The organism is Streptomyces sp. NPDC013317 (assembly GCF_055563155.1).
In genome coordinates, this window is the sequence record NZ_JBVHDX010000003.1 from 445,911 (window position 1) to 469,083 (window position 23,173).

Annotated in this window: 22 protein-coding genes; 6 read left to right on the forward strand and 16 right to left on the reverse strand. The window is 73.1% G+C overall.

The genetic code is table 11. The annotated features are described in order from the left end of the window. Positions 1-78: 78 nt before the first annotated feature. The 6 genes from ACZ3IJ_RS10860 to ACZ3IJ_RS10885 form a co-directional block, all read right to left on the reverse strand. Positions 79-1,164, reverse strand: a complete 1,086-nt coding sequence (locus tag ACZ3IJ_RS10860; RefSeq protein ID WP_467467349.1) for a S1 family peptidase — start codon at positions 1,162-1,164, stop codon at positions 79-81. A gap of 213 nt (positions 1,165-1,377) precedes the next feature. Then, complete coding sequence (locus ACZ3IJ_RS10865; protein ID WP_467467350.1) at positions 1,378-1,746, reverse strand: hypothetical protein; 369 nt, start codon at positions 1,744-1,746, stop codon at positions 1,378-1,380. 147 nt (positions 1,747-1,893) lie between these two features. Beyond that, positions 1,894-2,469, reverse strand: a complete 576-nt coding sequence (locus ACZ3IJ_RS10870; protein ID WP_467467351.1) for a hypothetical protein — start codon at positions 2,467-2,469, stop codon at positions 1,894-1,896. A 183-nt stretch (positions 2,470-2,652) separates the two neighbouring features. Then, on the reverse strand, positions 2,653-3,456 hold the full coding sequence (locus ACZ3IJ_RS10875; RefSeq protein WP_467467352.1) for an SGNH/GDSL hydrolase family protein: 804 nt from the start codon (positions 3,454-3,456) through the stop codon (positions 2,653-2,655). 145 nt (positions 3,457-3,601) lie between these two features. Next, entirely contained in the window at positions 3,602-4,186 is a 585-nt protein-coding gene (locus tag ACZ3IJ_RS10880; protein WP_467467353.1) for a hypothetical protein, read from the reverse strand. A gap of 49 nt (positions 4,187-4,235) precedes the next feature. Next, positions 4,236-4,970 carry a lysophospholipid acyltransferase family protein gene (locus ACZ3IJ_RS10885; RefSeq protein ID WP_467467354.1) on the reverse strand — a complete coding sequence of 245 codons (735 nt, stop codon included), beginning with the start codon at positions 4,968-4,970 and terminating at the stop codon, positions 4,236-4,238. A gap of 330 nt (positions 4,971-5,300) precedes the next feature. On the opposite strand from ACZ3IJ_RS10885, the gene ACZ3IJ_RS10890 reads away from it, so the two are divergent. Continuing rightward, the gene (locus ACZ3IJ_RS10890) at positions 5,301-6,743 is read left to right on the forward strand and encodes a S1 family peptidase (RefSeq protein WP_467467355.1); all 1,443 of its coding nucleotides are present in this window, start codon (positions 5,301-5,303) and stop codon (positions 6,741-6,743) included. A gap of 23 nt (positions 6,744-6,766) precedes the next feature. Here ACZ3IJ_RS10890 and ACZ3IJ_RS10895 read toward each other — a convergent pair whose 3' ends face one another. The 3 genes from ACZ3IJ_RS10895 to ACZ3IJ_RS10905 all read right to left on the reverse strand — a co-directional run bounded on the left by ACZ3IJ_RS10895 (position 6,767) and on the right by ACZ3IJ_RS10905 (position 10,184). After that, on the reverse strand, positions 6,767-7,330 hold the full coding sequence (locus ACZ3IJ_RS10895; RefSeq protein ID WP_467467356.1) for an HPP family protein: 564 nt from the start codon (positions 7,328-7,330) through the stop codon (positions 6,767-6,769). 332 nt (positions 7,331-7,662) lie between these two features. After that, positions 7,663-8,544, reverse strand: coding sequence for a diacylglycerol/lipid kinase family protein (locus ACZ3IJ_RS10900; RefSeq protein WP_467467357.1), 882 nt, complete (start codon positions 8,542-8,544; stop codon positions 7,663-7,665). Between the two features lie 44 nt (positions 8,545-8,588). Further along, positions 8,589-10,184 carry an FAD-binding oxidoreductase gene (locus tag ACZ3IJ_RS10905; protein ID WP_467467358.1) on the reverse strand — a complete coding sequence of 532 codons (1,596 nt, stop codon included), beginning with the start codon at positions 10,182-10,184 and terminating at the stop codon, positions 8,589-8,591. A 74-nt stretch (positions 10,185-10,258) separates the two neighbouring features. Here ACZ3IJ_RS10905 and ACZ3IJ_RS10910 point away from each other — a divergent pair, with 74 nt between their 5' ends. The 3 genes from ACZ3IJ_RS10910 to ACZ3IJ_RS10920 all read left to right on the forward strand — a co-directional run bounded on the left by ACZ3IJ_RS10910 (position 10,259) and on the right by ACZ3IJ_RS10920 (position 13,481). Continuing rightward, the gene (locus ACZ3IJ_RS10910) at positions 10,259-10,858 is read left to right on the forward strand and encodes a TetR/AcrR family transcriptional regulator (RefSeq protein WP_467467359.1); all 600 of its coding nucleotides are present in this window, start codon (positions 10,259-10,261) and stop codon (positions 10,856-10,858) included. Continuing rightward, positions 10,855-12,423 (forward strand): glycerol-3-phosphate dehydrogenase/oxidase, encoded by a 1,569-nt coding sequence (locus ACZ3IJ_RS10915; protein ID WP_467467360.1) that lies wholly within the window; start codon positions 10,855-10,857, stop codon positions 12,421-12,423. Before ACZ3IJ_RS10910 ends, ACZ3IJ_RS10915 begins: the two co-directional genes overlap by 4 nt. Positions 12,424-12,614: 191 nt before the next feature. Continuing rightward, a complete protein-coding gene (locus tag ACZ3IJ_RS10920) occupies positions 12,615-13,481 on the forward strand; it encodes a PhzF family phenazine biosynthesis protein (RefSeq protein ID WP_467467361.1) in 867 nt (288 codons plus the stop codon). Positions 13,482-13,515: 34 nt separating this feature from the next. Here the strand turns inward: ACZ3IJ_RS10920 and ACZ3IJ_RS10925 are convergent, their stop codons facing one another. From ACZ3IJ_RS10925 to ACZ3IJ_RS10950, 6 genes are all read right to left on the reverse strand, one after another. Then, a complete protein-coding gene (locus ACZ3IJ_RS10925) occupies positions 13,516-14,220 on the reverse strand; it encodes a helix-turn-helix transcriptional regulator (RefSeq protein WP_467467362.1) in 705 nt (234 codons plus the stop codon). A gap of 1 nt (position 14,221) precedes the next feature. Next, positions 14,222-15,598, reverse strand: a complete 1,377-nt coding sequence (locus ACZ3IJ_RS10930) for a nucleobase:cation symporter-2 family protein (RefSeq protein ID WP_467467363.1) — start codon at positions 15,596-15,598, stop codon at positions 14,222-14,224. Between the two features lie 397 nt (positions 15,599-15,995). Next, the gene (locus ACZ3IJ_RS10935) at positions 15,996-17,780 is read right to left on the reverse strand and encodes a serine/threonine-protein kinase (protein ID WP_467467364.1); all 1,785 of its coding nucleotides are present in this window, start codon (positions 17,778-17,780) and stop codon (positions 15,996-15,998) included. 70 nt (positions 17,781-17,850) lie between these two features. Continuing rightward, entirely contained in the window at positions 17,851-18,498 is a 648-nt protein-coding gene (locus tag ACZ3IJ_RS10940; protein ID WP_467467365.1) for an alpha-ketoglutarate-dependent dioxygenase AlkB, read from the reverse strand. Positions 18,499-18,601: 103 nt separating this feature from the next. Next, positions 18,602-19,765, reverse strand: a complete 1,164-nt coding sequence (locus tag ACZ3IJ_RS10945; protein WP_467467366.1) for a glycosyltransferase — start codon at positions 19,763-19,765, stop codon at positions 18,602-18,604. Between the two features lie 126 nt (positions 19,766-19,891). Continuing rightward, positions 19,892-20,488 carry an HD domain-containing protein gene (locus ACZ3IJ_RS10950; RefSeq protein ID WP_467467367.1) on the reverse strand — a complete coding sequence of 199 codons (597 nt, stop codon included), beginning with the start codon at positions 20,486-20,488 and terminating at the stop codon, positions 19,892-19,894. A 72-nt stretch (positions 20,489-20,560) separates the two neighbouring features. Here ACZ3IJ_RS10950 and ACZ3IJ_RS10955 point away from each other — a divergent pair, with 72 nt between their 5' ends. Together ACZ3IJ_RS10955 and ACZ3IJ_RS10960 are read left to right on the forward strand one after the other, a co-directional pair. Further along, entirely contained in the window at positions 20,561-20,932 is a 372-nt protein-coding gene (locus ACZ3IJ_RS10955) for a VOC family protein (protein ID WP_467467368.1), read from the forward strand. A gap of 91 nt (positions 20,933-21,023) precedes the next feature. Then, positions 21,024-21,944 carry a glycerophosphodiester phosphodiesterase gene (locus ACZ3IJ_RS10960; RefSeq protein ID WP_467467369.1) on the forward strand — a complete coding sequence of 307 codons (921 nt, stop codon included), beginning with the start codon at positions 21,024-21,026 and terminating at the stop codon, positions 21,942-21,944. Here the strand turns inward: ACZ3IJ_RS10960 and ACZ3IJ_RS10965 are convergent. Beyond that, a complete protein-coding gene (locus ACZ3IJ_RS10965) occupies positions 21,892-23,166 on the reverse strand; it encodes a sensor histidine kinase (protein WP_467467370.1) in 1,275 nt (424 codons plus the stop codon). The two genes, ACZ3IJ_RS10960 and ACZ3IJ_RS10965, sit on opposite strands and share 53 nt — an antisense overlap. Positions 23,167-23,173: the final 7 nt, after the last annotated feature.

Genomic DNA, 23,173 nt, shown 5'->3' on the forward strand with positions numbered 1-23,173 from the left:
GCCTCTGGGCACCCGCGACCACGACGGCGGGCCCGCCTCCCGATGGAGGCGGGCCCGCCGCGCTGTCGATCCCGCGGGTCAGCCGATCTCGGCGCCGAAGGTCGACAGCGCCTCGGTCACGGGCTGGAAGAACGTCTCCCCGCCCGAGGAGCAGTCGCCACTGCCGCCCGAGGTGAGGCCGATCGCCGTGTCGCCGGCGAAGAGCGAGCCGCCGCTGTCGCCGGGCTCGGCGCAGACCGACGTCTGGATGAGGCCCTCGACGATGTCGCCGTTGCCGTAGTTCACGGTCGCGTCGAGGCCGGTGACCTGACCGTCGTGGACCTGGGTGGTCGAGCCGCTGCGCTGCACCTGCATGCCGACCGTGGCGTCGCCCGCCTTGGTGATGGGCTGGGCGCTGCCGTTGTAGAGGTCCACCTCGCTGGGGTGCGGGGTGTCGCCGCTGTACTTCACCAGCGCGAAGTCGTTGCCGGGGAACTGGGAGTCGACCATCGCGCCGATCGCGGCGCCACCGGCCGAGTCGGACCATTCGCTGCCGGTCTCGCCGCAGTGTCCGGCGGTGATGAAGTGGGGCTCGCCGTCCTTCACCACGTTGAAGCCGAGGGAGCAGCGGCCCCCGCCGGAGTGGATGGCGTCGCCGCCGGAGATGAAGGGCTTGAACTCACCGGCGGTGCGCTTGAGTTCGGCCTTGCCACCGAGGCCCTTGACGACCTGCCGCAGGGTGGTGAGCTCGGCGCCCGTGACGGTGCGGTCGGCCGTGACGACCACCTTGTTGGTGACCGGGTCCGTGGCCCAGGAGGTGCCGGGGATGGTCGCCTTGTCGGTCAGGGTCTGCCGCGCGTCGGTCAGTTCGGCCAGGGTGTTCTCGACGATGCGGGGCTTGGCGCCTGCCTCGCGAACGGTCCGGGCGGCGTCCTCGGACACCACGTTGACGACGAGCGCCTTGGTGGCGGCGTCGTAGTAGGTGCCGGCCTCGGCCGTACCGAGGTCCACTTTGAGGGAGAGGGCGAGCGTTCCGGCGGCGGGCGCGGTCAGCGTCTTGACGGAGAGTTGCTCGGTGCTGTCGCTGGCGTTCGCACTCTGGAACGTGATACCGGCGACGACGAGGGCGGCGACCGCGCCACCCGCCACGACGGTCTTTCGCCTGGCTATGCGACGGTGCTTCAAAATTGACCTCCTGTGGGGGCCGTGCCCGGACGATGAGGGGTGTCCGGGTACGGAGGATGACCCGCCGCACTATTCCGACGCGTCACAGTCGCACACAAGAGCCCATTGCAGACGCACACGCGACAACTCGCTTGCGTTCACAGGTCCTTCACGTCGCGGTCCGGCCTGGGCAGGGTTTGTCCCACTCCCGCGAACGTCCGGGCGGCGGTCCCGTCACTGGTCCTTCTCCATGCGGATGGCCTGCCGGAGCTCGTCCGCCGCCTCCCTGCTGTCCCCCTCACGCTGCTCCAGCAGCGCCGCCGCGATGGCGTCCAGCTTGGCCTGGATGGCGTGTGTGTCACGGCGTTCGGTGTTCTTCAGCAGAGTGAGCAGGAGGAGGTTGACGGCCGTCATGAGATGCCCCGCGAAGATCAGCCACGGCACGGGCAGGTGCGCGAAGTGCACGGCGATCATGCCGAGGACCAGGAGCACGCACAGGACGTAGAACAGCGGCGAGCTGGTGACGTTCGACGCCCGCTCGGCGTAGGCGGCGAACCAGTCATGCCCGTCACCGCTCCGCTGCGCGGGATGCTGAGTGGTCATGCCCGCCATCGTCGCCGCTCGGAGCCCGTCGTCGCGGGACCCGCCCGACGGGGCGCGCCGGTGGACCCGGCCGCCCGCCCGCGTCGGACGCCCGCCGGAGCGTCCGGGCGGGCCGCCCGGACGCTCCGTCACACAGTGGTCGCCGGGTCAGCAGCCGCCGCAGTTGTAGAAGGTCACGTCCCAGTGGTTGCCCTCGTCGGCGTAGACGTTGCCGGCACCGGACCTCCACTGCGGAGCGCCGTCCCCGCGCACACCGATGTAGGTGAACGTGTTCTTCACGTAGTTCGTGACGCAGGTGGCCTTGGAGAAGTCGAGCTTGTAGCCGTTCCAGTGCGAGTACGTGCCGGAGGCGTGGCCGGTCTCCGTGCCGCCCGTGATGTTCAGGGCGCAGCCGCTCGCGCTCCTGAGGGTCTGGGCGCCCTGGGCGGTGGCGAGGTTGAGCTGCTCGAAGGAGGTGCAGGTGGGGTTGTTCCGGTCGGAGCAGCCGCCGGACGAGGACCAGGTGATCCCGGAACTGCGGAACATCGAGGTGGCCGTGGCGTGGCTGATCTTGGTCGCCGCGTGCGCGTCGGTCGCACCGCCGATGACGCCCACGCCGGGGGCGAGGAACGCGCCGAGCACGAGCGCGAGGGCGGTGAGGACCGCGCGAAGAGCGGTTCCCGGCGTCCGGCTCGTGGCCGTGTCGGCGGCCCGAGGGGTGTTCGGGGCCTGTGGATGCTTCATGAGCTTTCCTCCTGGTGCGGATTGCGGCGGATGGAAGCGTGGAGCCTTTCGAGTTGGTGGCGCTGGTGGCGCTGGTGGAGCTGGTGGAGCTGGTGGAGCTGGCGGACCGGAGGGTCTACCCGCGTCGACTCCGGGGCGCGGGAGACCCTGGAACACGGCCCCTGGAACGCCGGGGCAGGAAGGTCAGGCGGCCGAGCGGAACGCCGGGAGGTAGCCGCCGGACTGGCCCGCGGCTGTCGGGTGGTAGCTGTTGGAGACGGGCACCGTGAGGCTGTGGAGCCAGGCGTTGCCCGAGCAGATCTCGTGGCCGGTGAACTCGTCCACGACGCTGGAGTACGTGAATCCCGCGTTGGCGGCCTGCTTCGCGAGCATGCCGTTGAGGGCGTCACCGCCCCGGTTGATCGCCGCACGCTCGGTCTCGCTCAGCCCGGCGATGCAGCTGCCGCCGAGCTGGTAGAAGCGCGGGTAGCCGAGCACAACGACGTGAGCCTGCGGGGCCCTGCTGCGGATGGACGCGTAGAGGGACGAGAGGCTGCCGGGCAGGGTGTTGTCGATCTGCGAGATCGCGGAGTTCACCGCGTTGACGCAGGTCGCCTCGCTCTGCAGGACGCAGGTCTGCATGATGTTCGCGAACCCGACGTCGTTGCCGCCGGCGGTGACGCTGACCAGCGTGGTGGAGCTGTTGAGCGGGGTCAGCTGGCTGTTCTTGACCGTACTGGTGGTCGCTCCCGAACAGGCGGTGAAGGAGAACGAGGCCGGCGCGTTGGCCGCCGCCCACAGGGACGGATAGGCCTTGCTGCTGCGCTGGCAGCTGCCGCTGTCGGACAGGTAGCTGCCCGCGCCCACTCCCGAGGAGTAGGAGTCGCCGACGGCGACGTAGCGCTCCCCTGCCGCCGTGGCGGCGGAGGCGGGCTGGGCGAGGCCGAGGGCGGTGGCGGCCATGGCGAGGAATGCGGGCAGAACCCATCTCAGTTTGGATGCGTACATGACAAACAGCTCCATGGGATGGTGTGGGGGCAGGAGTTGTTGAAGCGTCACTCTTGTAGCAGTGATCGACGCCCTCGCGATAGACGCGTGGATCGGATTGTTTCCGTGGGCCCCCGACACACCCCGAGCCTCGGATGAGGGTGTGTCAGGCCGCCGTGCCGTAAGGGGCGGACGACCAGCGCCGGATCACCTGAAGACAGACGGTCGCGGCCACCAGGAGACGCCGCTGCTCGCTCTCGGCCCGCGGGTCCGGTTCGACCTCGTAACGCTGCAGACCGTCCATCGAGCGCCATGTCGAGACCGTCACCCGGCCCACCGCGCGGTCGAGCTGGTCCTGGACGAGCCAGGTCCGGCCCATCACCGCGGTGCGGGTGAGTCGCAGGGCACCGCTCCCGGTCCGTACGTCGAGCCGACGCGTGCGGTTGACCCGGCCCGGTGCACGGGCCTCACCGACGGGCAGGCCGTCACCGTCGGTCAGCCGGAAGCGCGGCCGGGCGATCACCCCCTTGGAGACGAGGTCGACGCCCAGCACGGACCGGCCTGCGAGGTCCTGGAGGACGTACGCGAGGGTTCCGTGCTCGTGCAGGTGCGCCAGGACCGTGCCGTCCTCGGCCGCCACGTGCATCCTGGGACCGTGATAGCGGCGCAGGACCGGCCGCTTCGGCTCGGCGAGGATCAGCCTGCCGAGGGTGAACAGCTCGTGGACCGGGCCCGTTTCGTCTCCGCCCATGCCGTGGCCCCTCCGCCGTCACTCCCGCCGCCGCCCCGAGTATGGCCGGTCATGCACTGTGCCGAGTAGCTCCGTGCGCGGCCGAGTTGTCCCGCGCGCCGATCGTGGCGGCCCGCCCTCGGCCGGACCGTCGTGAGCCTCCGGCCGCGCACCGCTGGGCGGCCGTGCTCCACGCGTGCGTCACGGACTGCCGGGCCGTGTGGGTCGCGGCGGCCGTGTCGGCGGGCAGCCGCGGTGGCGTCCCGATGTGGACGTGCAGGCGCGGCCGGCGCAGCGGCGCGGTCAGCAGTCCGGCCAGCTGCTTGGTGGCGCCGCCCGAGGTGATGCGGCGGGCACCGGCCTGGCCGAGAGGGACCAGCGGTACCCCGGCGGCCGCTGCCAGCCGGGCGGGGCCGCTGCGGAAGGCCTGCGGCGGCGCGTCCGCCGAGTCCGGGCGGTCCGGGATGCAGCCCTCGCCGTAGACCAGGACGTGGCGTCCGGCGCGCAGCGCGGCCTCCGCTCCGGCCAGTGCCTCGGCGGCCCGCGCGGTCCCACGGCGCACCGGCACGTATCCCTCGCGGGTCAGGGCGCGGCCCAGGAGCGGAATGCGCCAGAGGCCGGCCGCGCAGAGCACGACGGGCTCGATGCCCATACGGCGCAGGCCCGCGAGGACCACGAGCGGGTCGGCGAGGCTGGTGTGGTTGGCGACGATCACGGCGCCGCCCTCGGGTACCCGCGGGATGTCGGCAGTGACGGCCAGCCGTCCCAGGAGGGGGACGACTGCGGAGGCGAGGCGGCTGAGCATGCGGGGCCTTCCTGACTGACGGTCGCGGGTGCAGGCCCTCATCGTCGGACCACGGCACCGCGGCGGACCTGAGCGCCCGTACTCATCCGCGCGCATGTCCCCGGACCCAGGGCTGAGTACGTGCGTCACGCCGCCGACAGCTCATCGGCCCGGGTCGCGAGCCGCGAGTCACAAGCCACGAGCCCCGATTCGCGGCGAACTCCGTTGCCGGGAACGGAAGATGCGGCTCGGACTGAACACGCGCCTCCTCCCGCACGTACTGACGGTCGGGCCCCGGTCGGCGGGGCCGTAGGTGGTCGAAGCGGCGCGGCGGCACGACGAGGGAGCGGGATGAGGCACGCACGACGGGGCGTGAGGCGGGTGATGCGGCTCGCCGCCGCAGGCGGGCTGGTCTGCGGTTCGCTGATGGTCTCGTACGCGGTGGCCGGCGAACCGTCGGAAGCGGGCACGGGCACGGTCGGGACTCTCCGGGCGGGAAGTGATCCGACACGGGCGGCGGCGGAGATCGTGACCCGGCTGGGCGACACCCGTACCGCCGGCAGCTGGACCGGCGCGGACGGCCGGACGGTGGTCGGGGTGACGGACGCCGCGGCGGCGGCCGAGGCCAGGCGGGCGGGTGTGGCGCCGAAGATGGTCCGCCACAGCATGGACCGCCTGCGCGCCGCGACCGAGACCCTCGCGGCGCAGCCCCGGGTTCCGGGTACCGCCTGGGTGACGGACTACTCCTCCAACCGGATCGTCGTCCGGGCCGACAGCACCGTCTCCGCCGGCGACTGGTCGCGGCTCTCCGGGGTGGCCGGGAGCATGGGGGACGTCGTGCGGATGGAACGTACGGAGGGCAGGTTCACCACCCGGGTGAGCGCGGCGTCCCCCATCTTCACCGACGGCGGCCGGTGCTCGGCGGGCTTCAACGTCACCGACGGGCGTGACGTCTTCATCCTGACCGCCGGACACTGCGGCGGCGCCGGAACGACGTGGTTCCGGAACCCGGACGACTCGCGCCCGCTCGGCACCACCGTCACCGCCGACTTCCCGGGCGGGGACTTCGCCCTCGTACGGTACGAGGACGGGGCGTCGCTCGACGGCGCCGACATGGTGACGCTCGGCGGGCGGCGGGGCATTCGGATCGTCGGTGCGGCCGAGCCGGTCGTCGGTCAGCAGGTCTTCCGCAGCGGCAGCACCACCGGGCTGCGCACCGGCCGGATCACCGCGCTGGACGCGACCGTCAACTACCCCGAGGGCACCGTCACCGGGCTGATCGAGACCACGGTCTGCGCGGAACGCGGCGACAGCGGCGGCCCGCTGTTCTCCCGGGGGCTCGCCCTCGGCGTGACCTCCGGCGGCAACGGAAACTGCGCGCGGGGCGGCATCACCTACTTCCAGCCCGCGCTGACGGCGATGCAGACGCTCGGGGTGAGGCTGGTCGACCGGGACACCGACCCCGGCCGGCAGCCGAGTCCCGGCCTGCCCTCCCCCACGTCCGGGCTCCCCTCCGACGGCTCCACCACGGACTCCCCCTCGCCGCGGCCCACCTCCTCGGCCGACGCCCAGGCGGGTCCTCCCGGAGCGCCACCGGGGGCGGGCGGCACAGGGGGCGGTTCGGGCCCGGGCACCGTCTCCGGGATCGCGGACGACTTCGGGCCTCTGGGGGGTGTGGCGCCGGGCCTCGGCGTCGTCGGGGCGAGTCTCGTCCTGCTGTTGATCAGCCGCTGGATCGAGGCCAGGCAGGGCCGGCGCAACTACCAGGACTACTACTCCCAGACATGGGCCTGACTCTCCGGCGGACCGGGAACGGGTCACCACCAGTAGGCGGGGTACCTCGGTGAGGTGCGGCGGATGCGGGAGCCGGAGTACCCCGTCAGCACCAGCAGGACCGTCGCACCGAAGAGCAGAGGGACGAAGCGGGCGGGGGCGGGTGTCTGGAGCACGATGACGACGGCCGTCGCGCAGGCGGCGGAGTGGGGCGTGCGCGCGAAGGTGGTGAGCGCCAGGGTGAGGCCGGCGGCGACGGCAGCGGTCCACGCGTTGCCGCCCCCGACGGCGAGGGCGGCGTACCCCGTGGCGGCGCCGAGGAGGTGGCCGACGACGACACTGCGGGGCTGGGCCAGGGGCAGCGTCGGCGCGGCGTGCACCAGCGCGGCGCTGGCGGCCAGCGGAGGTATCAGCACCGGTTCGTGGATGACCGCGCCGATCGCGACCAGGGTCAGCAGAACGGCCGTCGCGGCGCTCACGCTGTGGAACGCGGCCACCGGAGTGGGCCTGGCCGGCGCGCGGCCGGTGAAGCGGGCGGGGCCTTCTCGGCGGGGAGCGTCGAGGGCGGCGCGGGCGGGCTGGGGGCGCGAGGGGGCGTCGGTCGTCATCTGTTGCTGTTTCCGTGGCAGGCGGCCGGGGGCCGGTCGGGGCGGTGGCGGTACGGCGGACGCGAGGACGTCCTGGGGCTCTGTGATCGACAGCCGGCCCGGCCCTGCGCATCGCCCTGGTGCGGCGGCGCGACCGTCCACGACTCTAACCTGCGGGTTTGTCGCCGTTCGTGGCGGGGTGGGTGCCCCGCGACATGAGGACGGGCCGCCCGCTGTGTGGGCGGGCGGCCCGTGGTCGTATGAAGAGGACGGGGTACCGCGTCCCGGCCGTGGGTCTGGGACGGCCGGGACGCGGCCCTTCCGTCCCGTGGGGGGTCAGAAGGGCGGAGGGGTCAGACCAGGACGTTGAGCGCCCCCGGCTGCACCCGCACCGTCACCGGCAGGGTCGCGTCGACCTCGCCGTCGGCGCCGTACGGGAGCGGGCGGTCCGCCTCGATGCGGATCTCCTTGCCGCGCAGGATCTCCACCTGGGGGCGGTTCACGTGCGCCCCGGTCTTGAGCTCGTTCATCGTCGCGAAGAAGTGCCGCTTGGGCGCGTCACCGATCACCACGACGTCCAGCAGCCCGTCGTCGACGCTGGCGCCGGGCGCGACGTTGCGTCCGAAGCCGTAGAAGCCGGAGTTCGCCGCGACCACGGTGTAGCCGGAGCGTTCGTGCGTTACCCCGTCGACGGTGATCCGGTACGTGGCCGTTCGCCAGGCGAGCACGGCCCGCAGGCCGCCCGCGTAGTACGACGCGGCACCGCGCAGCAGACGCGAGGCGTTGGCGTGGCTGTTGGCGACCGCGTCGACGCCCGCGTACACGCTGCCGAGGACGGAGATCCGCGCGTGCGTCGCGGACTCCACCTCGATCGTGTCGACCGCGCGCGGTGCGCCGTGGAGCAGCACCCGTGCGAGCCCCGGGGCGTCGGTGGGAAGCCCCAGCGCCCGGGCGAAGTCGTTGCCGCGGCCCGCCGGGACCAGGCCGAACACCGTGTCCGTACCGCTGAGCGCGCCGCCGACGCACCCGGCCATCCCGTCGCCGCCCACCGCGAGCACGACCTGGCCCTGTGCTCCCGCCCGGCGGGCGAGTTCCTGCGCGTGTTCCAGGCTGCGGCTGTACACGGTGTCGAGCCGCGCGCCCGCTTCACGCAGCAGCCGGGCCAGCGGGAGCAGGGCCGCGGTCCCGCTGGAACCCCCTGCGGTGGGGTTGACGACGGCGGTGAACTGTCGCATTGATCAGGCCTCCGGACGGGAGAAGGGGTCGGTCGACGGGACGATCAGCGGACGGGGATGAGCACCCCGGGGCTGAGCACGCCCGACGGGTCGACCTCCGCCTTGACCGCCTGCAGCATGCGGACTCCCAGCGGGCCGATCTCGCGGGCGTACCAGTCGCGGTGGTCGGTGCCGACGCCGTGGTGGTGGCTGATGGTGCCGCCGGCCGCGAGGATCGCGTCGTTGGCCGCACGCTTCACGGGGGCCCAGTGGGCGACCGCGTCCTCTCCCTGGGCCGAGACGACGGTGAAGTACAGCGAGGCGCCGTTCTCGTAGGTGTGCGAGATGTGGCACATGACGAGCGGCGGGGTTCCCGCCTCGGTGAGGGAGTTCGTCAGTGCCTCGCGTACCGCCGTGTACAGCTGGGGCAGGGTGGACCAGAAGCCCGCGGTCTCCAGCGTCTCGGCGAAGGCGCCGGCGTCGAGCAGGGCGTCGCGCAGGTACGGCGCGTTGTAGCGGCCGTGCTCCCACCGGTCGCCCGGTTCCTCGCCGACGTACTCGCCGCCGCAGGCCAGCAGGATCTCCCGGGCGGCGGCGCGCCGGGCGGCCGTCTCCTCCTCGGTGCCCTCGTAGCCGGTGATCGCCATGCAGCCGGAGCCGGCCGGGGTGTCGGCGGCGCCGATCGCGTCCGGCTGGGCGAGTCCGATGAAGGTCTCGGTCTCGTCCGAGAGCCGCAGCACGGTGGGGCGCGGGCCGTCCTGCGCGAGCCGGCGCAGGGCGGCGGACCCGGCCTCGAAGGAGGCGAAGCGCCAGCCCTCGTAGACCCGCTTCCGCGGCAGGGGACGGATCCGCACGGTGACGGCCGTGATGACTCCGAGGGCTCCTTCGGAGCCGAGGATCAGCTGGCGCAGGTCGGGGCCGGCGGCCGAGCGCGGGGCGCGTCCGGTCTCGAGCGTGCCTTCGGGGGTGGCGACGGTGAGGGCGAGGACCATCTCGTCGAAGCGTCCGTACCCGGCGGAGGCCTGGCCGCTGGAGCGGGCCGCGGCGAAGCCGCCGACGGACGCCCACTCGAACGACTGGGGGAAGTGGCCGAGGGTCCAGCCCTTCTCGTTCAGCAGCGCCTCGACGCGGGGTCCGCGCAGGCCCGGCTGGAGCGTCGCCGTACGGGACACCTCGTCGACGGCCAGCAGCTGGTCGAGGCGGCGCAGGTCGAGGGCGACGAACGGGCGCTTCGTCTCGGGCGTGAGGCCGCCGACGACGGAGGTGCCACCGCCGAAGGGGACGACGGGAAGGCCGTGGGCGGCGCAGGCGCGCAGCACGGCGAGCACCTCGTCGTGGTCGGCGGGGAGGACCACGGCGGCCGGGATGTCCTCGACCTCGCCGGCGCGGATGCGGAGCAGGTCGGGGGTGGACTTGCCGCGGGTGTGCCGGATCCGGCTCTCGGCGTCGTCGCGCAGCGCGTCCTCGGCCGCGAGCGCCGACCGCAGCGCGGTGCGCGCCTCGTCGGTCAGGACCGGGGCGGGGAGCTCGATCTCTTCGAGGGTCGAGGGTCCGCTCTCCCGGGGGGTGACGCCGAGCAGGTCGCGCAGCAGGCCGGTCACCGCTTCGGGCAAGGGGGCCGCCTTGGCCGGGTCGCCCCAGCCACTCCACAACATGTCCATTTCGAGATGTTCCTCTCGGTCTGATTCACGGACGGTGCTGCCGCTCGGCCCGTACTGGCATTACACTGTGACAGATGACGCCCATTCGTCACAACCACTCGGACGCAGATCCCGTGCTGGACGCCGCACGCGACTGCGTGCTCGCCGTCGGCGTACGGCGCACGACCCTGACCGACGTCGCCCGGCGCGCGGGCGTGTCCCGGATGACGCTGTACCGGCGATGGCCCGACGTCCGCAGCCTCGTCGGCGACCTGATGACCCGTGAGTGGATCGCCGTCGCCGCCCAGGCCATGCCGGCCTCGGGCGACGGCCGGCCGGTGCGGTCACGGATGGTGGACGGGCTCGTCGCGGGCGCCGCCGCGTTCCGCGCGCACCCGCTCTTCCACAAGATCCTCGACGTGGATCCCGAGCTGCTGCTGCCCTACATCCTCGACCGCCGGGGCGCGAGCCAGGAGGCCTTCCTCGGGCTCCTCGTCACGGCGCTCGGCGAGGGGCACGCGGACGGGTCCGTGCGCCGTGCCCCCGCGGACCTGCAGGCGAGGTCCCTGCTGCTCGTCGTGCAGTCCTTCACGCTCTCGCTGCGCACCATGACCGACGAGAGCGATCCCGACCTGAGCGAAGCCGCCTTCCTCGACGAGCTGCGCACCCTGCTGGAGAGGACCCTCACCCCATGAACTCCCAGAGCAGCCCCTCCCTGCCCGGCTCCTCGCTCGACGCGGAGCGCCGGAGCCGTGAGCTCGCCGAACTCGCCGACGGCGCCGAGGTCGACGTCCTGGTCGTGGGACTCGGCGCCACCGGCGCGGGAGCCGCGCTCGACGCGGCGACGCGCGGGCTCTCCGTCGCCGCGATCGACGCCCACGACCTCGCGTTCGGCACGTCCCGCTGGAGCTCCAAGCTGATCCACGGCGGGCTGCGCTACCTCGCGAGCGGACAGCTCGACGTCGCCCACGAGAGCGCCGTCGAACGCGGGATCCTGATGGAGCGGACCGCTCCCCACCTGGTCCGCGCCCAGCCCTTCGTCCTCCCCCTCACCCCGCTCGTCAGCCGCGGGCAGGCGGCCCTCGCGCGCGCCGGGTTCCTCGCCGGCGACCTGCTGCGCGTCTCCGCCCGAACGGCGCGCACGACGCTGCCGGCCCCGCGCACGCTCTCCGCCGTCGAGACGCGCCACCTCGCCCCCGCCCTGCGCCCCACGGGACTGCGCGGCGGACTGCTCTCCTGGGACGGCCAGCTCACCGACGACGCCCGGCTGGTCACCGCGATCGCGCGCACGGCCGCCGCGCACGGAGCCCGTGTCCTCACCCGGACCCGCGCCCTCGAACTCACCGGCGACGGCGCCCGGGTACGCGACGAGACGACCGGCCAGGAGCTGCGCATCCGCGCCCGCGTCGTCGTCAACGCGACCGGTGTGTGGGCGGGCGGCCTCGTCGAGGACGTACGGCTGCGGCCCTCCCGCGGAACCCACCTCGTGCTGCGCGACGTGGACCTCGGCCGGCTCTCCGCGGGCCTGCACATCCCGATCCCGGGCGAGACCAACCGATTCGTCCTCGTCCTCCCCCAGCAGGACGGGCGGGTGTACGTCGGACTCACCGACGAGCCCGTCGACGGCGACGTACCCGACGTGCCGGAGGTGCCGGAGACCGACATCGGCTTCCTTCTCGACGTCCTCGGCTCCGCCCTCGACGTCACCGTCCGACGCGCGGACGTGGTCGGCGCCTTCGCGGGTCTGCGGCCCCTCCTCGACACCCGCGGGGAGGGAGGCCGCACCGCCGACATCTCACGGAAGCACGCGGTGCTCACCTCGCCCGACGGGATCGTCACGGTGGTCGGCGGCAAGCTCACCACGTACCGGCGCATGGCGCAGGACGCCATCGACGCCGCCGTGGCCGCCCGAGGGCTCACCGCCGGCCCCTGCCGCACCGCCTCCACGCCGCTCGTCGGCGCGGCACGGCCGCGGACCCTCGCCCAGCTCGACGTGCCCGCACGCCTCGTCCGCCGGTACGGCACCGAGGCGACGGCCGTGCACGAGCTCGGCGTCGAGAACCCGGAGCTCGCCCGGCCGGTCGTTCCCGGCCATCCCGTCACCTGCGCCGAACTGCTCTGGGCCGTCCGCCACGAAGGGGCGCTGGACGCCTCCGACCTCCTCGACCGCCGCACCCGCATCGGGCTCGTCGCCGAGGACCGTGACACGGCCGAGGCGGCGGCGCTCGACGCGTTGGCCGGAACGGCCCGAACGGCCTGACGCCCGGGCACCCCCGAAGGCCCGGTGCTCCGCCCGGCGGGAAGTCTCCCGCCGGGCGGAGCGTGCGCGGGCTGCCGGGCGGTCCGACGCGTCCGACTCCGTCGCCGCCGTCGCCGCCGACGCGGCCGACGCGGCCGACGCGGCTGCATGGCGACGGGAACAGCCGGACCGGTTCCGGAGTTGTGCCGATCATGACGACTCAGCACGCAGTCCTGCGCTACACCGCCTTCTCCACCGACCCGGCAGGCGGCAACCCCGCCGGCATCGTCCTGGACGCGGCAGGGCTCGACGACAGCGCCATGCTCGCCATCGCCGCGGACCTCGGCTACAGCGAGTCGGCGTTCCTGACCGCCCCGCCCGCGGACCTCGACGGCGCGGACGGACGGGCCTTCACGATCCGGTACTTCAGCCCGAAGGCCGAGGTCCCGTTCTGTGGTCACGCCACGGTGGCGACCGCCGTCGCCCTCGGCGAGCGGATCGGCTCCGGCGAACTGGTCTTCGCCACACGGGCGGGGACCGTGCCGGTGAGCGTGACCGAGGACGCCGGCGCCGTCCGGGCCACACTCACCACCGTCGAACCGTACGTCGAGACGATCGGCGACGCGGACCTCGTCGAGGCGCTCGCCGCTCTGGGCTGGCCGCCCGCGGACCTCGACCCCGCACTGCCCCCGCGCATCGCCTTCGCGGGCGCCCGCCATCTCGTCCTCGGCGCGGCGACGCGCGAGCGGCTCGCCGACCTCGCGTACGACTTCCCGCGGCTCGAAGCGCTGATGCACCGGCTCGACCTGACCACCGTGCAGCTGGTGTGGCGCGAGTCCGGGACGGTCTTCCACGTGCGCGACCCGTTCCCGGTCGGCGGCGTCGTCGAGGACCCCGCGACGGGCGCGGCGGCCGGTGCCTTCGGGGCGTACGCCCGCGAACTCGGCCTGGTCCCCGGGACGTCGGTCCTCACTCTCCACCAGGGCGCCGACATGGGCCGCCCGAGCCTGCTGACGGTGGAACTGCGCGAGGGCGAGGCCCGGGTGCGGGTCAGCGGGACGGGTACCCGCATCGTCTGAGAGGCCGCCCTCGTTCGCGTGGCGCGGTGACCACTCACATCGGCGGCTCGGGATGGTGGCCGACGAGGTGGAGGAACCGGTCCGGCAGGTCGTCCAGCCAATCCGCGCGCTCCGTGGCGAGTTCCCTGAGCCGGGCGTTGTCGTTGCGGGCGACGAGGTGGCCCATGTAGCGCTCGTTGAACCGGGCGTACTCCTGGTGCAGGGCGCGGAGCGCCTGGGCCACCCTGCTCTCGGGCGCGGCGACGAGCCGCGCGAGCGGGGCGGTGTGCTGTTTCCACCGGCCTTCGACGGCGAGGCGGAGCAGCTCGTCGAGATCGCCCGCCCGCCGTATGACGCGGAGCAGTTCGTCCGGTGCGAGCCCGAGGGCGTCGGCAAGACCCAGCGTCTGGCGGTCGGTTCCGCCCCAGCGGTGGTCCCTCTCCGCGCGCGCGTAGGCGTCGGCGTCCATGCCGATACGCCGGGCCAGTCTCTCCGCGCTGAACTGCCGGGCGAGGCGGTGCTCACGCAGGGATCTCGGGTGCCGCGCCATGAGTTCGGGGGTGGGACACCAGAGCGCGTCGGCCAGCGCGAAGAGTTCGGCCTCCGACGGTGTCATCGCCCCTGTCTCCCAGGCCAGTACGGCCGTCACGGAGCGATGCACCCCCAGCTGTGCCATGGCGGCGACGACCTGTTCCGGGGCCAGACCGATGCGCAGCCGTGCGGCCCGGGCCCGGTCGGGAGAGAACGGGGGGTGGGACATCTCAGCGGGCCGTGGTCGTCTGCGGGCTCGTACCGTCGTCGTGTACGGCGAGGCCGTCCCAGTCGATGGCCTCCCGTCCACGCCGGCGCTCGAACGCGTGGAAGAAGAGGTTCAGCAGGACCGCCGAGAGCGTGCCGAGGGTGATTCCGCTGCCCAGGACGGCCCGCACCTCGGTGGGCATACGCTCGAAGAAGGGCGCCACGGCGGTCGGGAGCATCGCCGCGCCGAGACTGACGGCCAGGATGAGGGCGTTGCGTTCCTGCCTCAGGTCGACCTTGGCGAGGATCTGGATGCCGACGGTGGCGACCATGCCGAACATCACGACGGCCGCCGCGCCGAGGACGGGGTGGGGAACGGAGGCCACCACCGCGCCCGCCTTCGGTACGAGGCCGAGGAGGATCATCAGGACGCCTGCCGCCACCACGACGAACCGGCTGGTGACACGGGACATCCTGACCAGACCGATGTTCTCGGCGAACGCCACGTACGGGAAGGAGTTGAACACTCCGCCGAGCACCGTGGCCAGACCGTCGGCCCGCAGGGCGCGGCCGACCGTTTCGCCGTCGACCCGCCGGTCGGTGATCTCCCCCATGGCGTAGACGTCTCCGGTCGTCTCCACCATGGTGATGAGCATGACGACGACCATGGCGATCATGGGGAAGACGGAGAAGTGCGGCATCCCGTAGTGGAAGGGGGTGCTCACGCCGAGCCAGTCGGCCTGTTCGACCGCGCCGAGGTCCGCGTCACCGAGCAGCCAGGCGACCGCGGTGCCGCCCACGAGCCCGAGGAGGACCGCGACACTGCGCAGGAACGGGCCGCCGAAGCGCACCACCAGCAGGATGAAGAGCAGTGTCCCTCCCGCGTAGGCGAGGCTGGCGTGGTCGCCGTAGCGGGGCCCGCCGTTGAGCGCGGCGCCGCCGCCGACGTCCTGGAGCGCTACCGGTATGAGGACGACGCCGATGACCGTGAGGAGGGTTCCGGTGACGATCGGGGGGAAGTACGCGGTGAGTCTGCCCGCGAACGGGGCGAGGAGGAAGATCGCGACACCGCCGGTGATCACGGCGCCGTACACCACGAGAAGACCGGCCGTGCCGCCGCCCGCGCCCTGGCCGATGGCGATCATCGGTGAGACGGCCGTGAAGGTCGCTCCCTGCACGAGGGGCAGACGGGCGCCGATCCGCCAGAAGCCCCATGCCTGGATGATGGTGGCGATGCCCGCGGTGACCAGGTCGGCGTTGATGAGGTAGACGAGCTCCTGCCGCGAGAGTCCGAGGCTGTTGCCCAGGATCACCGGCACGAGCACCGCACCGGCGTAGAACGCCAGAACGTGCTGGAATCCGTAGAGCGTGAGCGTGGGGAGCGGAAGAACCTCGTCCACCGGATGCGTGGTGGTGCGGGGTCGTCGGCGGGGGGCCAGTGGTGCCATCTCTGCCTTGCCTGAGGGTAGGTGAATGAGAAGGCGCGACGCCGGTCGCGCGGGAAGGCCTCGAAGGGGGCATCCGGGCGGCCGCGCTGATCGGGCGGTTCACCGGCTGGCGGCACGGGATTACCGGTGCGCGGCCAGGCGTCCAGACATGGAGGCGTGTCGAGCCGGGGCCATGAGGCCCGGGCCGGACACCGATCCTGACGGACGTGTCCGGCGCCGCGCAAGACCGTGCACCATGCTTTTTGAAGTAAAACCCTGAAGTAACTTAGGAATCAGTGGCCATGGAGTGCTTCAGGTGCGGATTTCGTTGCCGTGTAACCGACCGTTGGACGGGCCGGCACACGTCTGCTCAGGACGCCGGGTGGCTCGACACGACCTTTCCGCCGGTGTCGGCGGCGAGGTAGCCGACCGCGCTGTACTCGTTGATGAGGTAGAAGCGCAGGGTCGGGCGGTCGTCGTTGAAGGTCCAGCGGTCGACGATGACGTAGCGCATGTTCGGGTTGTCGACCTTCAGTTCCTTCTCCCCGCGCTTCATCAGCGCGGGGAGACCGTCCCAGGCCATGGCCGAGACGTCGAACGGCTGCTCGTCGGCGGCGTCCGCGGAGATGGTTCCGCCGGGGCCGGTCCTCCGGGCCACGCCGTTGCGGTACTCGTATGCGTCGTAGGTCTTCGCGCCGGGCCGGGTCGGGATCTCGGCGAGGGCGTACTCCTCGTAGATCGTCAGCTCCTTCATCGTGGCCGAGCCACTCGCCTCACGGAGCGCCGCGATGACGGCGCGGACGTTCGCCGTCGTGAGAAGAGTGCCGCGGGGCGTGGGCGCGGTGTCGGTCTGCGTACCGCCGCCCTTCCCGGCGCCGGTGGCCGAGACGCCGGCGCCCGGGGTCCGGCCCGCTGTCGTGGGAGTCGTGCCTCCCTTGCCCTCGGAGCCGGTACCGCCGTCGGGGAACAGGTTCACGACGCCGACGGCGACCACGGCCGCCGCGAGGACGAGCGAGACGGCGAGCACGGCGGTTCGGCGGCGGGTGGGGGGTGTGCGGGGCCCGGAGGGAGCGGGCCGCGTGGGCGGCCCGAACCCGCCACCGAATCCGGCACCGAATCCGCCGACCTGCGGGGAGGCGTGCGAGGGGACGGTGGGGGTGCCCCACGGCTGCGCGACGGGCTGCTGCTGCGGGTGCGCGTACGCGGGGTGGGGATGCGACGGGGGATGCGGCTGGGGGTGGGGGTGCGGCTGCGGGTGCGGCGGGCCGAAGGGGCCGGGGGCCGCCTCCCCAGGCGCGCTCGTGCCGGAGTGCCCGGTCGCCGCCTCGGCCAGCAGTTGTTCCAGTCGCGCCGCGTCGGGACGCGACGCCGGGTCGCGTACGAGGAGTTGGGCGAGTACGGGCGCCAGCGCACCGGACCTCACCGGCGCCGGGATCGGGTCGTCGAGCACGGCGACGACCGTCGCGAGGCTGGTGGACCGGCGCAGCGGGTGGTGGCCCTCGGCGGCGACGTACAGGAGCATTCCGAGGGACCAGAGGTCGGAGGCCGGGTTGCCCTCCTCGCCGCGCACCCGCTCGGGGGCGATGAACTCGGGCGAGCCGATCAGGTCGCCCGTGGCCGTGAGCCTCGACGTCGCCTCGCTGATCACGGCGATGCCGAAGTCGGTGAGGACGGCGCTGCCGTCGGGGCGGAGCAGCACGTTGGCGGGTTTGACGTCGCGGTGGTGGATGCCGGCGGAGTGCGCGGCGCGCAGAGCGGAGAGAACCTGCCGCCCGAGCGTGACGACCTCGGGAACGGGCATGGGTCCCACGGCGAGTCGGTCGTACACCGAGCATCCCTCGACGAGCTCCATGACGATCCAGGGGTGCGAGCCGTCCTGGGGCTCGACGATGTGGTGGATCGTCACGACGTGGGGATTGGAAAGCCGCGCCAGCGCCCGTGCCTCGCGGACGGCCCGCTCTCGCATCTGGGCGGCGAGTCCGGGGTTCGCCTCCTCGATGGCGGGGTCGGGCGGACGTACCTCCTTGAGGGCGACATCGCGCTCCAAGGCGATGTCGCGTGCTCGCCAGACGGTGCCCATGCCGCCGCTGCCCAGTCGGGAGATCAGGTGGAAACGCCCGTCGACCAGGGGTCTTCGGTCCTCGCTCGCGCTCATGAGCGGTCATGGTATGCGGTGCCGGTGACAGGCCGTACGTCGGCGGTCGCCGGCCGCCCGTGCGCGCGGGTCAGCCCACGCCCCGGGGGCGGAACTGGACGCTGATACGCGGCCCGACAGCGCGGCTCGTCTTGGGGACCGCGTGCTCCCAGGTGCGCTGGCACGAGCCGCCCATGACCACGAGATCGCCGTGCCCGAGGGGGAGCCGGAGGGCGACGGGGCCACCGCCGCGGGGGCGGAGGGCGAGGTCGCGGGGGTCTCCGAGGGAGAGGATGGCGACCATGGTGTCGTGCGTGGCGGAGCGCCCCGTCCGGTCGCCGTGCCACGCGACGCTGTCGCGGCCGTCGCGGTACAGGCAGAGACCGGCGGTCACGAAGGGCTCGCCGAGCTCGGAGGCGTAGTGGGCGCTCAGCGTCTCCCGGGCCTCGAGGAGGGCGGGGTGCGGGAGGGGGACGCCCTCACGGTAGTAGGCGAGGAGGCGGGGTACGGCGACCACGTTGTCGTACATCGTGCGCTCCTCGGCCTGCCACGGGACCTCCCCGGCCAGCTCCTCGAAGAGCGCGTCGGCCCCGAGGAACCACCCGGGGAGGTGGTCGACCCAGGCACCGCCGTCGAGAGCGGTCCGCCGGACCCCGTCCAGCGGACCGGGCCGGCTGTCGCCGCCCTGGTCGAAGAGCGAGCCCTGCAGACCGGGCATCTGTGGTCGTGGTGCGGTCATGGTTCCAGCGTAGACGAATATTCGCACGTATGAGCGAATCAGCGCGGGCGGCGACCCCTGGGTGACGGCCTCGTCGGAATGTGCGCGAGGGGAACGACGCCGGTCAGATCCCGTCGAGCAGCAGCCGGGCGGCCGTGGCCGCGCCGTCGGTGCGGACCGTGCCGGACACCGCCTCTGCCCGTACCCGCGACCCGGGCGTCAGAGCCGTCCTCAGCGCGGCCGAGAGGGAGGCGGCGGTCGGCGTCGGACCGTCGTGTGCCACGCCGATGCCCAGCTCGGACACCCTGCCCGCCCAGTACGGATGGTCCGCGCCCTGCGGTACGACCACCTGAGGCGTCCCGGCCAGGGCGGCCGTCGTCGTGGTGCCCGCGCTGCCGTGGTGGACGACCGCGGCCGTCCGGGTGAACAGGGCCTGGTGGTTGACCTCCCCGACGGCGAAGCAGTCGTCCGCGTCGTCGATCAGGGGCAGGTCGGCCCAGCCGTGCGACACGACCACGCGACGGCCCTGCTCCCGGAGCGCCTCGACGGCCGCCCGGGCGACGTCCTCGGGGGCGCCGAGGGGCGTGCTTCCGAAGCCGACGAAGACCGGTGGTGACCCGGCGTCCAGGAACGTCACCAGCCCGGGCGGCAGCGGACGGTCGTCCGGCCTGATCCACGCACCGGTCTGGACGACATCGAGCTCCGTCGCCCGCCACGGGCTCAGGACCGGATCCGTCGCCAGCCAGGGGCGGTCGGTGAACGCGTAGTCGCGGACGTCGTCCAGCGGGGGCAGGCCGATCGCCGCACGGTGCGTGTCGATCGCGTCGCCGAACATCTCGTTCGCGTTCCGGGCGTCCTCGGCCCACAGCGCCCGGTTGTCCGTCACCCCCGGTGACAACGGCCGGCCCCGACGGCCGGGCGGTCGCTGGTACGGCGACGGGAGGACGACCGGCTGGTGGCTCACGTGTACGTGGCGAACGCCCAGCTTCTCGGCCACCGACCGCGCGGCCGCCGTGACCGGCAGCGGGCCGCACGCAACCAGCGCGTCACACCCTTCTGCCGCCGAGGCCACAGGGCCGAACTGCGCGGCGATCAACTCGGCGGCACGCTCCGCCAGCCCCACCGCCGACCCGGGCTCCACCGAGGTCACCACCTGACGCACGGGCCGGCCCACCGGGATCACCGGCACGCCGACATCGGCGAAGAGCCGCGCGAACTCCTCGTCCGGCGGCGCGCACACCCGTACCTCCGCCGCCAACTCCCGGAGCCGCACCGCGAGTCCCGCCATCGGCTCGACGCTTCCCCGCGCCCCATACATCGACAACAGCACACGCACTTCGGCGACTCCCGTTCCAGCCGGCTCCGATCTCGGCAGCCATTCTGCGTCACCTCCGGGGCCGTCCCCCCGCGCCCTTCAGGTCAGGGCATGCCGGTGAGCCTCCGCGAGCGGCCCGAGGAGCGGGTCGCCGAACGTGGCACGCAGCTCGTCGAAGACCTGGACCTTGTGCGCGCCGTAGCGGGAGAGGTGGGCGGCGTACGTGTGAGGGCGCACGAACGTCGGCGGGGTCGTCTTGCTGTGGAACTTGTCCGCGTACATCACGAGCCGTTCCTCGGGGGTCGCCGCCAGGTAGTCCCCGGGCGGCAGCGGGAGCCCCTGCTCACGAATGTCGTGCCGGCTCAGTCCCACCCCTGTGTGGCAGGAGCAGAACCGGCACAGGGCCTCCGGCAGCCCCTCCTCCGCCAGGATCTCGTGGCCCAGCACTCCGTGGCGTACGTAGTTCCGGTGGTCCAGCCGGCCGTCGGCGTCGTACAGGCGGTAGACGCCGATGTCGTGGAGCAGGCTGCCCGCCCGTACGAGGTCTCCGTCGACGGTGAGGTCCGTGACGGGGAGCAGTTGCCGCGCGATCTTCCATACGATCTCGCAGTGGGTGAAGACGAGTTCGAAGGCCTCCGCGCTCGGCGCGTGCTTCAGGTGCAGCGAGCGGATCTCGTCGACCGAGGGACAGTTCATGCCTGGGAGAGTAGAGGCCGTCCGGATCAGGGCGGCACCCGGCGGTGTCGCGAGCACCGAGGAGTTGTTCCCATGTCCCCGCTGATGCGGCTTTCGGCCGTCACCCTCGACTGCGCCGATCCCCTGGCGCTGGCCGTCTTCTACCAGCAGGCCACCGGTCTCGACCTGCACCCCGCGTCCGACGGCGACTTCGCCGGTGTCGTCGGGGCGGACGGGCTGCTGATCGGATGTCAGCGGGTCGACGGCCACCGGGCACCCGAGTGGCCGGGCCAGGACGTGCCGCAGCAGCTCCATCTGGACTTCGCCGTCGACGACTTCGACGAGGCGGAGCGTCGTCTGCTGAAGCTGGGCGCGACCAGGCCGGATCACCAGCCGAACGAACGGTGGCGCGTCCTCGTCGACCCGGCCGGGCATCCCTTCTGCCTCACCACCGCAGGCGGCTGAGACTCCCCGTGCGTACGCCGACGGCGTGGCGGGGGTGTGCTCCGGTGTGGTGACCGCCGTGCGGAGCCGCCCGCCGTACTAGCCTCGCCGCATGCGTCCGGCACACCTCCGCACCGCCCTGGTCACGGCCACAGCCGTGACCCTGCTCTGTCTCACCGGTGCCACCGCCACCGGTACGCGTCCCCCGGCGTCGGCGGACGTCGACGTCCGCGAGGACGCCGGCTCCGTCGCCTCGCCGTTCGTCCGCGCCGCCGGGGCGCCGATGACGGTCGTCGCCCATCGCGGTGCGTCGTCGCTCGCGCCGGAGAACACGATGGTCGCCCAGGAGGTCGGACGGCGCTCCGAGGCCGACTACATCGAGAACGACGTCCAGTTGAGCCGGGACGGCGTGCCCTACCTGATGCACGACGCGACCGTGGACCGCACGACGAACGGCAGCGGGGACATCACCACGCTGACGTCGGCCCAGCTCGACCGGCTCGACGCCGGGTCCTGGTTCGCCCCGGTCTTCACCGGTGCCCGCGTCCCCACCCTCGCCGCCCAGCTGGCCGACCTGCGGACCCGCGGCGGGAACCTGCTCCTCGAGATCAAGCGGGCCGACACCCTCCAGCAGGTCGCGGCCGTCCTCGACGTCGTCGAGGCGGAGCGGATGACGGGCCGCGTCCTCGTCCAGAGCTTCGAGCCCCGGCACCTGCGCTGGGTCCACGAGCTGGCCCCCGGGCTCCCCCTGGCCCTCCTCCGCAGCGCCCTGGACGCCGACCCCGTGGCCGTCTCGAAGGACCTCCACCTCGCCTCGTACAACCCCAGCGGAGCGGCGCTGGAGGCCCGGCCCGGCATCGTCGCCGACCTGCACGCGGCGGGCGTCGCCACGTGGGTGTGGACGGTGGACACGGCCGACAGGTGGAGCAGGTACGAGCAGTACGGCGTCGACGGCGTCATCACCAACCGCCCCGCCGAGCTCACCGGCTGGAACCACGCCCGGTCGGGGACGCGAAGCGTACCCGGACCGTGAGGCCGCCGCCCTCCGTGTTGGCGGAGGCCTCCGCCGTCGCGCCGTGGGCGCGGGCGATCGAGTCGACGATCGAGAGGCCGAGGCCCGCGCCCTCTCCCGGGGCGTGCGTGCGTTCGGTCAGGCGGCGGAAGGGTTCGAAGAGCAACGGGACCACGTCGGGAGGTACCGCCGGGCCGGTGTTCTCCACCTCGATGCCCTCCGGTCCCGTACGGACCAGGACGCGGCCGCCCGGCAGATTGTGGCGTACCGCGTTCGCGACGAGGTTGTGCAGCAGGCGGTCCAGCAGGACGCCGTCGCCCGGAACCGTCAGGGGGCGGGCGTCGAGCCCGACGGTCACGCCGCGCTCCCCGGCCTCCGCCTCCAGCGCCTCCGCCGCCCTGCGCGCGACCTCGTGGACGGCCACCGGCCGCCGCTCCCGCAGGCCCTGGTCGCAGGCGGCGAGCAGCAGCAGCCCGTCGATGGTCCGTTCGCTGTCGTCGGCGACCTCGATCAGCTTCGCCCGGATGCGGGCGACCCGCTGCGGCTCCGGCTCGCCGGCGAGCCCGATCTCGGCCGCGGCCCGCTGAACGGCGAGCGCGGTCCGCAGCTCGTGCGCAGCGTTGGCGGCGAACCGCTGCTGCGCCGACACCAGCCGTTCCATGCGCCCGAGCATGTCGTCGAAGGTGTCCGCGAGGTGCTTCAGCTCTCCCGGCGGGCCCTCCAGGGCGATCCTCTCGTGCAGGTTCTCTCCCGACAGGCGGCGGGCGGTGTCGGTGATCACGGCGACGGGCCGCAGGACCCGGCCCGCCATCCACCAGGCGAGGACGACGGACACGATCGCGTAGACGGCGAGGACGACGAGGGAGACCGTCAGGAGTCGCTCCAGGGCGGCGCTCTCGGCGGCGTCGCTCAGCGTCCGGGTGATCGCCATTCCACGGCTGACACCGGGTGGCAACGGGCCGGGGCTCGCGGGAACGGCCTCCCGCCACAGGGGTGACGCGGTGGGGTCCGGGGTCTGCGCGGTGGCGGGGAGGTCTTCGAGGCGCTGCGCGGGTACGGCGGTGGTCATCGCGACGCTGATCGAGGCGTAGAGCCCCTCTTTGACCAGGAAGTACACCACTCCCGTGAGCAGCGCTCCGGCCAGCAGCAGCAGGCCGCCGTACAGCGCCGTCAGCCGCGAGCGTTCGCCGCCGGCGACGCGCCGCGCCACCGCCGTGATCCGGCGGGTTCCCGCGCCGCCCACGATCCTC